The organism is Mesorhizobium sp. P3_A8, from assembly GCF_056402995.1.
Window position 1 is genome coordinate 513,211 of record NZ_JBFUGI010000002.1, and the last position, 15,387, is coordinate 528,597.

Below are 15,387 nucleotides of genomic sequence, written 5' to 3' on the forward strand. Positions count from 1 at the left end.
ACTTTTCCTGGAATTGCTCTAAGGGCGGCGCGGGAGCAAGGTTGGACGATGAAATTGCCTTCTACCGTTGCCTACCCGCTCACGCTGGTGCTCATACTGTTTGTCGTCGCGGGCTGCACTTCCCTCAGCGGGACGGCTGACCCGGCGAAGTACGACACGATGAGCTGCACCGAGCTTAACAGCGCGCTGGGGACCAATGCAGGCGAAATCTCGCAAACCGCGATAACCCGCGGCAAGGTCGCCAACACCAGTGTTCCGCGCTGGCTGCTTGGCGGTTCGCGTGTGAAAACCGCAGTGGCCAATCGTGAAACGGCAAGGATCGACCGGCTGAAACAGCAGCAGGATGCCATTGCCGCTGCGCGAGCGCGCAAATGTCCGAGGTCAGCGGGCTGAGCGAATAGTTGCCGCCGCGATGATTGAAGCGCGTCTCACGCGCTCAGCCGGAAGCGCGTGACATCGATCGCCGCGGCCATCAGCGTCTGCGTGTAAATATGCTGCGGGTTGCTGAAGATCGCCTCGGTCGGTCCCTCCTCGACGATCTTGCCCTGTTTCATGACGATGATGTAGTCGGCCATGGCGCGCACGACCGAGAGATCGTGGCTGATGAACAGGTAGGACAGTTCGTGATCGGCCTGCAGCTTGCGCAGCAGTTCGACGATCTGTTTCTGCACCGAACGGTCGAGCGCCGAGGTCGGCTCGTCCAGTACCACCATCTTTGGCTTCAGGATCATGGCGCGGGCAATGGCGATGCGCTGCCGCTGGCCGCCGGAGAATTCGTGCGGGTAGCGGTTGCGGGCGTTGGGATCGAGGCCGACCTCAAGCAAGGCCTCGACCGCGCGCTGGTCGCGCTGTTTGCCCGAAAGGTTTGGCTCATGCACCAGCAGGCCTTCGGTGATGACCTGGCCGACGGTCATGCGCGGCGACAGCGAGCCGAACGGATCCTGGAAGACGAGTTGCATCTGGCGCCGCAGCGGCCGCATCTGCTGCCGGTCGGCCTGGGAGATGTCGCGATCGCCGAAACGAATGAGCCCATCGCTCGGCAGCAGCCGCAGCAAGGCGCGGCCGAGCGTCGATTTGCCTGAACCGGATTCGCCGACAATGCCGATGGTCTGGTTGCGCTGCAGCCGGATCGAGATGTCATCGACGGCGCGCAGCATCAGCGGCTCGCCGGCCAGAAACCCGCCGCCGATCCTGAATGTAACTTCGACATTCCTGCCTTCGAGCACCACGGGTGCATTGGCGGGCGGAGGCGCCTTGGTTCCCGTCGGCTCGGCCGCCAGCAGCATCTTGGTGTAGGCGTGCTGCGGGTTGGCGAAGATCGCTTCGGCCTCGCCTTCCTCGACGACCTCGCCCTGGCGCATGACATAGACTCGGTCGGCGAAGCGCCGGACGATGCCGAGGTCGTGGGTGATGAAGACGATGGCCATGCCGAGCTTGCGCTGCAGTTCGGCGAGCAGCATCAGGATCTGCGCCTGGATGGTGACGTCGAGCGCGGTCGTCGGCTCGTCGGCGATCAGGATGTCGGGGGCATTGGCAAGCGCCATGGCGATCATCACGCGCTGGCGCTGGCCGCCCGACATTTCGTGCGGATAGGATTTCATCCGCCGCTCCGGATCGGGAATATGCACGAGCCGCAAAAGCTTGAGCGCCTCTTCGCGTGCGTCGGCGGCATTCAGGCCGCGATGCCGGCGGATCGGTTCGATCAGCTGGTTGCCGATCGAATAGAGCGGATCGAGCGAGGTCATCGGCTCCTGGAAGATCATGCTGATCTTGGCGCCGCGGACCTTGTTCAGGTCGGATTTGCTCAGTGTGAGCAGGTTGCGGCCGCGATAGTCGACGCTGCCGGTGGCTTCGCCGTTAGAAGCCAGCAGGCTCATCGCCGCCATCATGGTCTGGCTCTTGCCGGAGCCGGACTCGCCGACCACGGCAACGGTCTCGCCTGATTTGACGTGGATGTTTATGCCCTTCACCGCTTCGACGGCACCGTCGAGCGTGCGGAAGCGCACGCGCAGGTCCTTGACGCTGAGGATCGTTTCGGGAGTTTCCATCTCAGCGGTCCCTTGGATCGAGCGCATCGCGCAGGCCGTCGCCGACGAAATTCAGCGCAAACAGCGTCGAGACGAGGAAGAAGGCGGGGAACAGCAGCAGCCAGTTGGCGGTGCCGATGTTCTTGGCGCCGACCGAGATCAGTACGCCCCAGCTGGTCATCGGCTCCTGCACGCCGAGGCCGAGGAACGACAGGAAGCTTTCCAGGATGATGACCTGCGGCACCAGCAGCGTCATGTAGATCACCACCGGGCCGAGCAGATTGGGGATGACWTGGCGCAGCAGGATGCCGCGCTGGCCGACGCCCATGGCTTCCGCCGCCTGGACATATTCCTGGCGGCGGATCGACAGCGCCTGGCCGCGCACGATGCGCGCCATGTCGAGCCACAGCACCGCGCCGACCGCCAGGAACATCAGCACGAAGTTGCGGCCGAAGAACACCACCAGCATGATGACGAAGAAGATGAACGGCAAGGAATAGAGCACATCGACGATGCGCATCATCACCTCGTCGGTTTTGCCGCCGGAAAAGCCGGCGGCGGCGCCGTAGATCACCCCGATCACCACCGCCACGACGCCGGCGAGCAGGCCGATGGCCAGCGAGATGCGCCCGGCCATCAGCGTGCGCGAGAGAAGATCGCGGCCGGTGTTGTCGGTGCCGAACAGGAAATATTGCTGCTTGACCGATGTGCTCATCGTCACCTCGAGCCCGTCGGGCGATTTGTTCTCGATCTTGGTGTCGTCAAAGGCATCGGAGCGGTCGAGGTAGCGGATGTTGCGATCATCGATCGGTTTGGTCGAGGTGACGGTGACCGTGACGCGGCTGCCTTCCTGATGCCATTCCTTGAGGTCGACCCGCATGCGCTTGATGGCGTCCGTGAGTGCTCCCTGAATCATCTCGGGCTTCGGGTAGGCCGACAGGCTTGGCGGCATGCGGACATAGTCGGCATAGATGGTCGTGTATTGATGCGGCACGAACCAGGGGCCGAACACGCTGACGAGCCCGATCAAGGCAAGGTAATAGAGGCTGAACATGGCGGCGCGGTTGGCCTTGAGGCGCGCCCATGCATCGCCCCAGAGCGAACGGCCAACGATGGCGGGAGCTGCTGCGGCTGCGATGTCAGTCATAGCGCACCCTCGGGTCGACGACCGCGTACATGACGTCGACGATCAGGTTGAAGACGATGGTGAAGATGGCGATCACCACCACCGTTCCCATCACCAGCGTGTAGTCGCGGTTGAGCGCGGCATCGACGAAATAGCGGCCGACGCCAGGAATGGAGAAGATCGTCTCGACAATGACCGATCCGGTCAAAAGGGCCGCCGCCGCCGGGCCAGTGAATGAGACGATCGGCAGGATGGCGCCGCGCAGGGCGTGCTTGACCACCACCGACCAGTCGGAAAGGCCGAGCGCGCGTGCCGTGCGGATATGGTGGGAACGCAATGATTCGATCATCGAGCCGCGCATCAGGCGGGCAACGATGGCGATCTGCGGCAAGGCAAGGGTCAGCACCGGGCCGACTTTGTTGATGAAGGCGCCATCACCCCAGCCACCGATCGGCAGCAGCTTCCAGGTCAGCCCGAACAGCAGCTGGATCACGGGCGCGATGACGAAGGTGGGGATGGTGCTGCCCGCCGTCGCCAGCGCAATCACCGTATAGTCGCCAAGCTTGTTCTGGTTGAGGGCGGCAATGGTGCCGAGCACGGAACCGAGCAGGAGCGCCAGGATCAGCGCCGAGGCACCGAGCTGGATCGAAATGGGCAGGCCCTTGGCAAACAGTTCGGTGACGGTGAAATCCGGCATGTTGTAGCTCGGGCCGAAATTGCCGCGCAACAGATTGCCGAGATAGTGGACATATTGCAGCCAGAGCGGATCGTTGAGGCCGAACTGGGCTTCAAGGTTGGCCTTGATCTCGGGGCTCAGCCCCCGCTCCTGGTTGAATGGCCCGCCTGGCGCGACGCGCATCAGGAAGAACGCCATCGTCACGATGACGAACAGCGTCGGGATGGCGGTCAAAAGCCGCCGGAAGACGTATCGCAGCATCGGTGCCCCACTTGATCCGGAACACACCCGTCAAGTCGGACGATTGTGCTCCAGTCTTCAAATCTTCGCACCGGATTTTCCGAAAATCGATTGCGCTTCCCGGCCGATGCGATGGCAAACCAGCACCGCCGCGCCCTGAAGGACGCGGCGGCTTGGCCAGGGATCAGTCCTTGCTGACGAAACGCGACGGATGGACGTCCATCACGTTGTCGACGAAGCCATGCAGCTTCGAGGAAACGATGTCGTGGTAGCTGTAGTAGAGCAGCGGGATCTGGCCGACGTCGTCGACGAGAATGCGCTCGGCCTCGGAGAGCTCCTTCATGCGCTCCTCGGGCTTGCCGCCGGCGGCGGCCGCCTTGTCCATGGCCGCTTCGTATGGCGCGCTGTTGTAGTTCGAGTAGTTGTTGCCGCTCGCCTTGCGCGAGATGCCGAGGAAGGTCTCCGGATCCTTGTAGTCGGCGATCCAGGCGGCTCGCGCCACGTCGTAGTCGCCCTTCTGCTCAAGGAAGGAGTAGTGGGTCTTGGTGTCGGTGTTGAGCAGCGTGACGTCGACGCCGAGCGGCTTCAGCTGCTCCTGGATGGCAACCGCGGTGTTCTTATGGTTCTCCGAGGTGTTGTAGCGGATTTCCATCTTCAAGGGTTTTTCGGGCGTATAGCCGAGCTTCTCCAGGATTTTCTTGGCGGCATCCTCGCGGTCGATCTGCGGCATGTCGGCGTATTTGGCCATTGCGGGCGTGTAGCCCTCGATGCCGGGAGGCACCATCGAATAGCCGGGCAGCATCGAGTTCTGCCAGACCTTTTCGGCGATGAAGTCACGGTCGATCGCCATCGAAATGGCGTTGCGCAGCTCGGGGTTGTTCCACGGCGCCTTGTCGGTTTTGATCGCGTAATAGTAGGTACCGAGATACGGGCCGACGTGGATCTGGTCGCCGAACTTGGTCTTGAGATCGGCAAGCTGTTCGGTCGGCAGATCGTCATAGCTGTCGAGTTCGCCCGCCTCGAAGCGCTTCATCGCCGATGAACGGTCTTCGGTCGGGATGTAGTTGACCACGTCGAACTTGACGGTAGCGGCGTCCCAGAATTTCGGGTTCTTGACCAGTTTCATGTGGTCGTTGGGAACCCATTCGGCCAGCGTATAGGCGCCGTTCGAAACAAGATTGCCGGGCTTGATCCAGTCGGCGCCGAGCTTTTCAATCGAGGCCTTCGAGACCGGATAGGTCGCCTGATGGGTCAACATCTCCAGGAAGTACGGGGTCGGCGCCTTCAAGGTCACTTCCAGGGTGTTGGCGTCGATTGCCTTGACGCCCATGTCCTCGGGCTTGCCCTTCTTGGTGTTGACGTCCTCGGCACCCTTCACCGGGTACAGCATCGAGGCGTATTCGGCGCCGGTCGCCGGGTCTTCCAGCCGGTGGAAGGCGTAGACGAAGTCGTCCGCCGTCACCGGGCTGCCGTCCGACCATTGGCCGTCCTTGCGCAGCTTGAAGGTGTAGACGGTGCCGTCATCCGATACCGTCCAGCTTTCGGCGGCGCCCGGGATGAGGTTCGCCTTCTCGTCCTGCATGACCAGGCCCTGGAACAGGTCACGCAGCACATTCGCTTCATAGACCGTCGAGGTCTTGTGCGGGTCGACCGATTCCGATTCAGCGGCGGTGCCCCTGTTATAGACGGTCTCGGCGAAGGCCGGCGTGTAGAATGCCCCGGCGGCTACCGCCATGGTGGTGGCGAATACCGTCGCCTTCAGCATGTTTTTCAGCATGAAGTTCTCCCTGTCGGCGCTGCCGTCGGCGCGCCTTTTCGTGTTGACGCCCCGGAGCCGATATCTGGCCCCTTTGAGCGCGCCGCCGGTTCCCTCCGGCAGCTGGTGGCAGGAGACTAGACAGGAGGTAAGCTCTTTTCAACCGAGTACTGATTGACCCTAAGTCAATCCTCATAATCGAAGAAGCAACGGCTAAATTAGAGCCGCATTTTCAATCGCGCACATCCTCAGGTTGTGCCCGGAGTTTTCGCTTTCTGCATGCGAACTTTGGCATGCTAGTATCATGGTTCAGAACCTCATTTCCAGGGTCCGAAGGCTCGCGTTCCGGACAGACAGTTCGGGAACTTCAGCGGTCGAGTTCGCTCTGCTGTCGCCGCTCTTCATCCTTATTCTGCTCGGAATGGTTGCATATGGCATCTACTTTGGTGCCGCCAACTCGATCCAGCAGATCGCGGCCGATGCCGCCCGGACGGCCATAGCCGGTTTGAACCAGACCGAGCGCCAGACGCTGGTGGCCAGCTACCTGACCACAAATGCCGGTGGCTACCCGTTCGTGGACGCCAGCAAACTGACCTACCAGGCCAATGACAGCGTGGCTGATGGAAGCCAGTTCGTGGTGTCGATCTCGTACGATGCCCGCAACCTGCCGATCTGGAATCTTTTCCCGGGCATAGCGATGCCGGGAACCACGATCACGCGCCAGTCAACGATCAGGGTCGGAGGTATCTAAATGCTGCAGCGTGCGGGCAAGGGCATCGGCCGGCTTGCACGGTCGATGGTGGGAGACAGGAAAGCAAACTTCGCCGTCATGACCGCACTGAGCGCGCCGGTCGCGCTGGCGCTGGCCGCGGTGGCCATCGACGAAGCCTCCATCTACGGCGAGCGTCGGCAAGCCCAGGCGATGGTCGACCTGGCGGCGATCACCGCCGCCTCGAACATCAACAATGTCAACACGGCGGTCGTCACCACGCTCACCGACAACGGCATGCCTGGTGTCGTCGTTCAAGCTTCGGGCCAGACCATTGCCCCGGCTGTCGGAAAGACGGTGGTGACGGTCACGCAAGGCCGATATGCCTCGTCGACCACCAATGTCACCCAGCGCTTCCAGGCAGGCGTGACACCCTACAACGCGGTGCGTGTCACGCTGACGAAAATCCCCGCCCGCTATTTCGCCAGCTCGATCATCCCCAGTCCGGTCATCGGCACCCAAGCCACGGCGAGCATGACACCGCAGGCGACATTCTCGGTCGGATCGAGACTGCTCAGCGTCAATGGCGGCATCCTCAACGCTCTTCTGAGCGGGCTTCTCGGCGGCAACATCTCGCTCAGCGTCATGGACTATAACGGACTGATCTCAGCCGATGTCAGCGTGCTTTCCTTCATCAGTGCGCTCGGCACACAGCTGAACATCACGGCCGGTACCTATTCGGACGTGCTGGCCTCGAAGGCGACGGTCGGCCAGATCGCCACCGCCATGGCCAATGTTCCCGGCCTCGGCAACACGGCCAAGGTCGCCCTGCAGACCATCGCCTCCAAGTCGACGAGCACGGTCAAGATCCCGCTCAGCAGTCTCATCGACCTTGGTTCCGTCGGCAGCCTGGGCCTCGGGCAACAGCCGTCCGGCCTCGGCGTCGACGCAAGCGCCATGGGGATGCTGACCGCCGCCGCCGTGCTGGCGAACGGCACCAACCAGGCAGCGATCAATCTCGGCGCCGCCATCCCGGGGCTGCTCAACACCCAGCTCGCCATAGCCATTGGGGAGCCGGCGCAATCCTCGCCCTGGCTGGCGATCGACGGCATCGGCACCACCGTGCGGACGGCCCAGACGCGCATCAAACTGACGGCCTCCGTCGGTGTCGGCACGCCCGGCCTCGGCGGCGGCATCAGCCTTTTGGCCGTCAATCTGCCGCTCAATGTGGAAGTCGCCTACGCCGAGGCCAAGCTGACCGACATCACCTGTCCGACAGGGGCTTCCAGCATCAGCGTTTCCATCGCCGCACACCCCGGCATTGCCCAGCTGAACCTGGCCAACAGCAACAACCCCTCCGGCTTCGCCGATTTCAGCCAGCCACAGACCTTCACCAACGCCGAGATCGCCGATGTGAGCCTGAGGATCCTGCTGATCAACATCCCGCTGATCCAGGTGATGGGTTCGGCCGCGACGGCGATCACCAACAACAGCCCGCAGACCCTGACCTTCAACGCGACCGACATCGCCAACAAGACGATCAAGACCGTTTCGACGCGAAACATCTCGCAGTCGCTCACCACGTCGCTGGTCAACAACCTGTCGCTTTCGGTCAATGCGCTTGGTCTCGGCATCGATCTGACCGCCCTGCTCGGAACGGTCAAACCGGCAGTGGTGGCCCTGCTCAACACTGTAACGGCGCCCGTCGACGACTTGCTCTACAATGTGCTGTCGGCCCTCGGTGTCGGTGTCGGCCAGGCCGACGTGCGCGTCACCGGAGCGACCTGCGGACGCGCAGTGCTGGTTCAGTAGGGCATTCTACGGCCAAGCGGATCGCTTGGCCGTACGACTGCTGAACGCCGTCAATCGAGCCTACCAAGGAAGCGACCGAGGGCCGGCAACGAGAGCGCCTCTTCCTCGACAGCAACGCCGCCATCCAAGACAGGCGCGACAGCTCCGATATCCCCGGGCAACGGCCAATTCGCCGGCTCTCCAGCGAAATTGAAGACACAGAGCAGCCTTTCGCCGCTACCTTCGCGGATGAAGGCGAGCACGTCGCCTTCGGTGTCGAGAAATCGGATCGAACCGCTGACCAGTGCCGGATGGCGCTTTCGCAAGGCGAGCGTCGAACGGTAGGCGGACAGCACAGAATCATCGTTGCCGTTCTGCACATCCGCGGCACGGGCGCGGTGGCTGTCGGGGACCGGCAGCCAGGGCTTGCCCGTCGAGAAACCCGCATTGTCGGCGCCGGCTTCCCAGACCATCGGCGTGCGGCAGCCATCCCTCCCCTTCACGCCGGGCCAGAAGCGAATGCCGACGGGATCGCGCAGATCCTCATAGGCAAGCTCCGCTTCCTCCAGGCCGAGCTCCTCGCCCTGGTAGAGGCAGATCGAGCCGCGCAGGCAGGCGAGCAGCATGATCGAGAATCTGGCCACAGCTTCGGCATCGCCGTCCGGCCGCGTCCAGCGGCTGACATGGCGCACCACGTCATGGTTGGAAAACGCCCAGCAGACCCAGCCGTCGGCGACCGCATGTTCGAAGGCCTCGACGCAGCCGCGCACATGCGCCGCGGAAAACTGCGAACCAAGCAGGTCGAACGTGTAGCACATCTGCAGCTTGTCGCCGCCGGAGGTGTAGGCGGCCAGCGTCTGCAGCGAGCGGCCCTCATCGCCGACTTCGCCGACGGCGGCGCGGTCCTGATACTCGTCGAGCAGCGCTCGGAAGCGCCTGAGGAAAGCCAGGTTCTCCGGCTGTGTCTTGTCGAACAGATGCTCCTGGTAAAGGTAGGTGTTGGTCTCGCTGTTGGTGCCGGCGACACTCGACGCCAAAGGCGGATTGCTGCGCAGCCAGCGGTCGTGGACATAGTAGTTGACCGTGTCGAGCCGGAAACCGTCGACGCCGCGCTCGAGCCAGAAGCGCACCGTGTCCAGCAGCGCATCCTGGACCTCGCGATTGTGGAAATTCAGGTCGGGCTGCGAGGCAAGGAAATTGTGCATGTAATATTGGCGGCGGGTCGAATCCCACTCCCAGGACGGGCCACCGAATACGGACAGCCAGTTGTTGGGCGCGTTGCCATCGGGCTTGGTATCGGCCCAGACGTACCAATCAGCCCTAGGATTGTCGCGGCTGGCGCGGCTTTCGATGAACCATTCGTGCTTGTCGGATGAGTGCGACAGCACCTGGTCGATGACCACCTTCAGGCCCAGCCGATGAGCCTCGGCGACCAGAGCGTCGAAATCTTCCAGCGAACCGAACATTGGATCGACGTCGCGGTAATCCGACACGTCATAGCCCATGTCGGCCATAGGCGACTTGAAGAAGGGCGACAGCCAGACGGCATCGACGCCGAGCGAGGCGATGTGGGCAAGCCTTGCCGTGATCCCCTTGAGATCGCCGCTGCCGTTGCCGGTGGTGTCCTGGAAAGAGCGCGGATAGACCTGATAGATGACGCAGCCGCGCCACCATTCGGCTCCCTGCCCGGCCACCGGATCGGCCCAAGGGCTGGCATCGTTGTTGGCCATTACGACCCCTTCCCGGCGCGGCCCTTTGCGGCCCGACGTTCGATCATGAAATTGACGCTGCGACCCGGCAGCGGCCGTGCAAGGTCGACCGGCTGCGTTTCGATCGCCGGCTGCCATCGGAACCCATCCCGTACGGGCAAGGTGAAGACACATTGGCGGCGGTCGCCATTGACGATGACGGCAAGGCGGCCGCCGCCTGCATCGCTGAGCAGCATGACGAGGCGATGCCGGGCGGGGTCGTTCCAATCCGTCTCGGCAAGCGGCATGCCGGTCTCGGTCAGCCAGGCGACGTCGGGGATGCCTGTCGCATCGGCTGATTGTCCCGTCAGGAAAGGTGTGTCCGACAAAGCGGGGATGGCGCGGCGAAGCATGCCGAGCGCCGACGCGTAGCCCTCCAGCACCTGATCGCGACCGGCCCAGTCGAGCCAGGTGATGGCGTTGTCCTGCGCGTAGGCGTTGTTGTTGCCTTTCTGGCTGCGGCCGAATTCGTCGCCCGCGGTCAGCATGATGGTGCCGCGCGAGGCAAACAGCGTCGCAAGCAGCGCGCACTGGTCGTCGAAGCGGGCGAGGATGATCGCCGCGTCGTCCGCATCGCCCTCGACGCCGCTGTTCCACGACAGGTTCTCATTGTGGCCATCGCGGTTCTGCTCGCCATTGGCGGCGTTGTGCTTGCGCTCGTAGCGGGCGATGTCGGCCAGCGTCATGCCGTCATGGGCGGCGATGAAATTGACCGTGCGGCTGGTCTGTTGCCCTGCTTTGGCAAACACGTCGGACGAACCGGCAAGCCGTGTCGCCAGCGCTCCAAGCGCGCCGGCATCGCCGCGCCAGAAACGCCTGGCATCGTCGCGGTATCTATCGTTCCACTCGAGGAAGGGCGGCTGAAAATTGCCAAGCTGGTAGCCATCCGGCCCGATGTCCCAGGGCTCGGCGATCAACACGCGATTTGCCAGCAGCGTATCCTCGTGCATCGCCTTCAACAACGGCGCCTGGGTATCGAATGTTCCGTCGACCCGCCCCAGCACCGGCGCCAGATCGAAGCGAAAACCGTCGACGCCGGCATGGCGGACAAAGTGGCGAAGCGTGTCGAGCACCATGTCCCGCACCACCGGGTGATCGCAGGCGACCGTGTTGCCGGTGCCGGTGTCATTGACCAGCCTGCCATCCGGCAGATGCCGGTAGTAGGCCTGATTGTCGAGGCCGCGCAGCGACAGCGTCGGCCCCAGCCGGTCGCTCTCGCCTGTGTGGTTGAAGACGAGATCGAGGATGGTGCCGATGCCGGCCTGACGCAAAACCGCGACGGTGTCGCGCAATTCCGCCAGGCCGCCGGGGGCCAGGCGCGGGTCGAGCGCCATGAAGGTGACGGGGTTGTAGCCCCAGGCATTGCTCAAGCCCAGTGGCGGCAGATGCCGCTCGTCGATCGATGCCGTCACCGGCATCAGTTCGACGGCTGACACGCCGAGCTTTTTGAGATGTTCGATGATGACAGGATGAGCAAGTGCCGCGATCGTACCGCGCTGCGCTTCCGGAATGTCCGGATGCAGCTTGGTGAACGCGCGGATATTCAGCTCATAAATCAGTCCGCCCGGGCGAAACAGCGGCGGCAACACAGGCGCCGCAATGGGCAAGGCCTTGGCCACGGTCTTCGGCATCAGCGGCGCGGTGTCGGCGCCCTCGTTGCGCCGCGCGGCAAGCCGCCAGTGATAGGCATAGGGCCGGTCGATTTCGATGGCGTAGGGATCGGTGAGCAGCTTGTCGGGGTCGAACCACAGCCCACGCTCTGGCGCATAATCGCCATCGGCGCGAAAGCCGTAGCGAGTGCCGGCGGCAAGGCCGGAAACGAAGAGCGCATGGATGCCGTTGCCTTCCGGCTTCATCTCCAGCCGGTCGAGTTCACGGTTGCCCTGCCCGTCGAAGATCGACACCCAGAGGCGACGGGCCGACGCGGACCATGTGGCGAAGCGAATGCCTTCGGGGGTGACGGTGGCGCCGAGTTGGGTCACGGATGCGCCTTCCCTTCTCCCCTTGTGGGAGAAGGTGGATCGGCGCGCAGCGCCGAGACGGATGAGGGGTGCGTGACGGAACGAGGCGTTGGCAATCTGGATCGAAGAGCGCGCCAAGCTAGAGCACCCCTCATCCGACCTCGCTTCGCGAGGCCACCTTCTCCCACAAGGGGAGAAGGAAAGGCGCGCGGCACCACCCTCAAGTAATCACGCTCGGCTTATTGCGGCCGGTGTGGCTCTTGATACCGGCAATGTCGTCGGCGGCGGCGATGAGATCGGCGAGTGCAACCTGCGTGTCGAGATCGTGCCTCGCCTTGTCCGGCTCGTAGCGCTCGATATAGACGCGCAGAGTGGCGCCCGATGTGCCGGTGCCGGAAAGCCGGAAGACGACGCGCGAGCCGCCTTCGAACAGCACTCTGATGCCCTGATGCTCGCTGGTTGAGCCGTCGACCGGGTCGTGATAGGCAAAATCGTCGGCAGTGGCGATCTTCAGGCCGCGTACGCTGGTGCCTGGCAGCGAACCGAGCTTGGCACGCAGTTCATCGACCAGCGCGTTGGCACGGTCGCTCTCGACCTCTTCATAGTCGTGGCGGGAATAGTAGTTGCGCCCATAGGCGGCCCAATGCTCAGTGACGACCTGCTTGCAGCTTTCGCCGCGCACGGCAAGGATGTTGAGCCACAACAGCACGGCCCAAAGGCCGTCCTTTTCGCGGACATGGTTGGAGCCGGTGCCGGCGCTTTCCTCGCCGCAGATCGTCGCCATGCCGGCATCGAGCAGATTGCCGAAGAACTTCCAGCCGGTCGGCGTCTCATAGATGCCGATGCCGAGTTTTTCGGCGACGCGGTCAGCCGCGCCACTGGTCGGCATCGAACGGGCGATGCCTTTGAGGCCGTCCTTGTAGCCCGGCGCCAGCTGGGCATTGGCGGCCAGCATCGCAACCGAATCCGACGGGGTGACGAAGATGCCCTTGCCGATGATCAAATTGCGGTCGCCGTCGCCGTCCGAAGCCGCACCAAAATCCGGCGCGTCCGGTCCCATCATCTCATCATAGAGATGCTTGGCGTGGACCAGGTTCGGGTCGGGGTGATGGCCGCCGAAATCCGGCAGTGGCTTGTAGTTGCGGCAGGTGCCGTTCTCCGCGCCAAGCCGGCGCTCGAGGATCTCCTTGGCATAGGGACCGGTGACCGCATGCATCGCGTCGAAGCGCATGCGAAAACCGTATTTGAAATTGGCACGGATGGCGTCGAAGTCGAACAGGGTTTCCATGAGATCGGCATAGTCGGCGACCGGGTCGATGATCTCGACCGTCATGCCGCCGGCCTCGACGGTGCCGATCGTGTCGATGTCGATCTGGGCGATATCGGCAGTCTTGAAGCTCGAAATCGCCTTGGTCTTGGCGAAGATCGCATCAGTCAGCTTCTCCGGCGCCGGGCCGCCATTGCCGGCATTGTACTTGATGCCGAAATCCTCATGCGGGCCGCCGGGATTGTGGCTGGCCGACAGGATGATGCCGCCGAAGGTCTTGTATTTGCGGATGACATGCGAGGCGGCCGGCGTCGACAATATGCCGCCCTGCCCGACCATGACCTTGCCGAAGCCGTTGGCGGCGGCCATGGCGATCGCCTTCTGGATGACCTCGCGGTTGTAGAAGCGGCCGTCGCCGCCGATCACCAGCGTCTTGCCCTTGAAGCCGTCGAGCGCATCGAAGATCGACTGGATGAAGTTCTCGGCATAGTGCTCCTGCTGGAACACGGGCACCTTCTTGCGCAGGCCCGACGTGCCGGGCTTCTGGTCTGAGTAGGGTTTGGTGGGGACGGTCCGGATCATGCTTCAGGCAACCCTTTTCGAAAGCAGCAGGCGATAGAGTTCGACATATTTTTCCGCGCTCTTGTCCCATGACACATCGGCCTTCATGCCCTGGCGCTGCAGCGATTCCCAGATCACCGGATTGGCATGTGCGTCGACGAGGCGGCGGATGGCGTGCAGCATGGCAAGGCCATTGTTGGGCGCGAACTGAAAGCCGGTGGCGACGCCGGCGGAGACGGCGGCTTCATTGGCATCGATGACCGTGTCCGCCAGGCCGCCGGTGCGGGCAACGATCGGCACGCAGCCATAGCGCAGACCGTAAAGCTGGGTCAGCCCACAGGGTTCGAAGCGCGAAGGGACGATGATGGCGTCGCAGCCGCCCTGCATGGTGTGCGATAGCCCCTCGTCATAGCCAACGACCACGCCGATGCGGCCGCGGTGGCGTGCGGCGGCAGCAAGCAGCGCGCCTTCCAGTCCTGCATCGCCCGAGCCCAGTATGGCCAGCCGCGCACCGGTCGCCACGATGCCGTCAACCACCGTCGCCAATATGTCCATGCCCTTTTGCCAGGTCAGCCGGCTGATGACGCAGACGATCGGGCTGTCGTCGCGGTCGAGGCCGAAGCGGTCCTCCACCGCCGCCCTGTTGGGCGCCCGTGCCTTGAGCGTGGCGGCTGTATAGTTCGACACCAGATGCTTGTCCGTCTCCGGATCCCAAATGGCGGTGTCGATGCCGTTGACGATGCCGTAGAGATCACTGGAGCGCATGTTGATGAGGCCGTCGAGACCCATGCCGAATTCCGGCGAGCAGATTTCCTGCGCATAGGTCGGGCTCACCGTGGTGATCGCCCAGGCCGCCTGCAGGCCGGCCTTGAGGAAGCCGACGCCGCCATAATATTCGACGCCGTCGAGCGCCATCGCCACCGCCGGCAGACCGAGTTCGCCAAAGATGCCGGCGCCGAACTGGCCCTGGAAGGCGAGATTGTGGACCGTCATCATCGACGGGACGCCGACCGCCTTGCCGTAGCGCATATAGGCCAGCGTCATCGCCGACTGCCAGTCATGGGCGTGGACGATATCAGGCTGGTAGCCGGAGATGGCGCCGCCGGCGATATCGCCGCCAACCTGGCTCAGTGCCGCGAAGCGCCGCCAATTGTCCGGCCAATCCGCGCCCGCAGCATTGCCGTAGGGGCCGCCGGGGCGGTCGAACAGATGCGGCGCGTCGAGAACGAACAGCTCGAGCCCGGCAATCTGGACGGCATGGACCGAAGCCTTGCCGCCCTGCAGCAGCGGATATTGGTAGACAGCCTTCCTTTTCTTGAAGGCCGCCATCACGGTCGGAAAGCCCGGAATGAGCGTGCGCATTGTCACGCCCTTGGCTGCGAGCGCGATGGGCAGCGCGCCGGTCACGTCGGCAAGCCCGCCGGTCTTGATCAGCGGGAAAATCTCGGGCGTGACCGACAGAACCTGCATGCGTTTATGGTCCGATCCTGTCTAACTCTTGGTTCCAAGCAATTCCGGACGGAAA

Annotated in this window: 11 protein-coding genes; 3 read left to right on the forward strand and 8 right to left on the reverse strand. The window is 63.4% G+C overall.

Going from position 1 to position 15,387, the window contains the following annotated elements:
• Positions 1 to 48 precede the first annotated feature (48 nt).
• Entirely contained in the window at positions 49 to 393 is a 345-nt protein-coding gene (locus AC1DX4_RS06685) for a hypothetical protein (protein WP_475451739.1), read from the forward strand.
• 35 nt (positions 394 to 428) lie between these two features.
• Here AC1DX4_RS06685 and AC1DX4_RS06690 read toward each other — a convergent pair whose 3' ends face one another.
• From AC1DX4_RS06690 to AC1DX4_RS06705, 4 genes are all read right to left on the reverse strand, one after another.
• Positions 429 to 2,048 carry an ABC transporter ATP-binding protein gene (locus AC1DX4_RS06690; RefSeq protein ID WP_477219559.1) on the reverse strand — a complete coding sequence of 540 codons (1,620 nt, stop codon included), beginning with the start codon at positions 2,046 to 2,048 and terminating at the stop codon, positions 429 to 431.
• Position 2,049: 1 nt separating this feature from the next.
• Positions 2,050 to 3,174 (reverse strand): ABC transporter permease, encoded by a 1,125-nt coding sequence (locus tag AC1DX4_RS06695; protein ID WP_477219560.1) that lies wholly within the window; start codon positions 3,172 to 3,174, stop codon positions 2,050 to 2,052.
• Complete coding sequence (locus AC1DX4_RS06700) at positions 3,167 to 4,090, reverse strand: ABC transporter permease subunit (RefSeq protein WP_477219561.1); 924 nt, start codon at positions 4,088 to 4,090, stop codon at positions 3,167 to 3,169. The genes AC1DX4_RS06695 and AC1DX4_RS06700 overlap by 8 nt, the downstream gene beginning before the upstream one ends.
• Before the next feature lie 163 nt (positions 4,091 to 4,253).
• Positions 4,254 to 5,846, reverse strand: coding sequence for a peptide ABC transporter substrate-binding protein (locus AC1DX4_RS06705; protein ID WP_477219562.1), 1,593 nt, complete (start codon positions 5,844 to 5,846; stop codon positions 4,254 to 4,256).
• A 283-nt stretch (positions 5,847 to 6,129) separates the two neighbouring features.
• Here AC1DX4_RS06705 and AC1DX4_RS06710 point away from each other — a divergent pair, with 283 nt between their 5' ends.
• Both AC1DX4_RS06710 and AC1DX4_RS06715 read left to right on the forward strand, forming a co-directional pair.
• Entirely contained in the window at positions 6,130 to 6,576 is a 447-nt protein-coding gene (locus AC1DX4_RS06710) for a TadE family protein (protein ID WP_477219563.1), read from the forward strand.
• A complete protein-coding gene (locus AC1DX4_RS06715; RefSeq protein WP_477219564.1) occupies positions 6,577 to 8,346 on the forward strand; it encodes a hypothetical protein in 1,770 nt (589 codons plus the stop codon).
• A 50-nt stretch (positions 8,347 to 8,396) separates the two neighbouring features.
• Here AC1DX4_RS06715 and bglA read toward each other — a convergent pair whose 3' ends face one another.
• The 4 genes from bglA to glgA form a co-directional block, all read right to left on the reverse strand.
• Complete coding sequence (gene bglA, locus AC1DX4_RS06720) at positions 8,397 to 10,055, reverse strand: beta-galactosidase BglA (RefSeq protein ID WP_477219565.1); 1,659 nt, start codon at positions 10,053 to 10,055, stop codon at positions 8,397 to 8,399.
• On the reverse strand, positions 10,055 to 12,055 hold the full coding sequence (glgX, locus tag AC1DX4_RS06725; protein WP_477219566.1) for a glycogen debranching protein GlgX: 2,001 nt from the start codon (positions 12,053 to 12,055) through the stop codon (positions 10,055 to 10,057). Before glgX ends, bglA begins: the two co-directional genes overlap by 1 nt.
• 199 nt (positions 12,056 to 12,254) lie before the next feature.
• Positions 12,255 to 13,883: an alpha-D-glucose phosphate-specific phosphoglucomutase gene (locus AC1DX4_RS06730; RefSeq protein ID WP_477219567.1), complete on the reverse strand. Its 1,629-nt coding sequence runs from the start codon at positions 13,881 to 13,883 to the stop codon at positions 12,255 to 12,257.
• A gap of 3 nt (positions 13,884 to 13,886) precedes the next feature.
• Entirely contained in the window at positions 13,887 to 15,332 is a 1,446-nt protein-coding gene (gene glgA / locus AC1DX4_RS06735) for a glycogen synthase GlgA (RefSeq protein WP_477219568.1), read from the reverse strand.
• Positions 15,333 to 15,387: the final 55 nt, after the last annotated feature.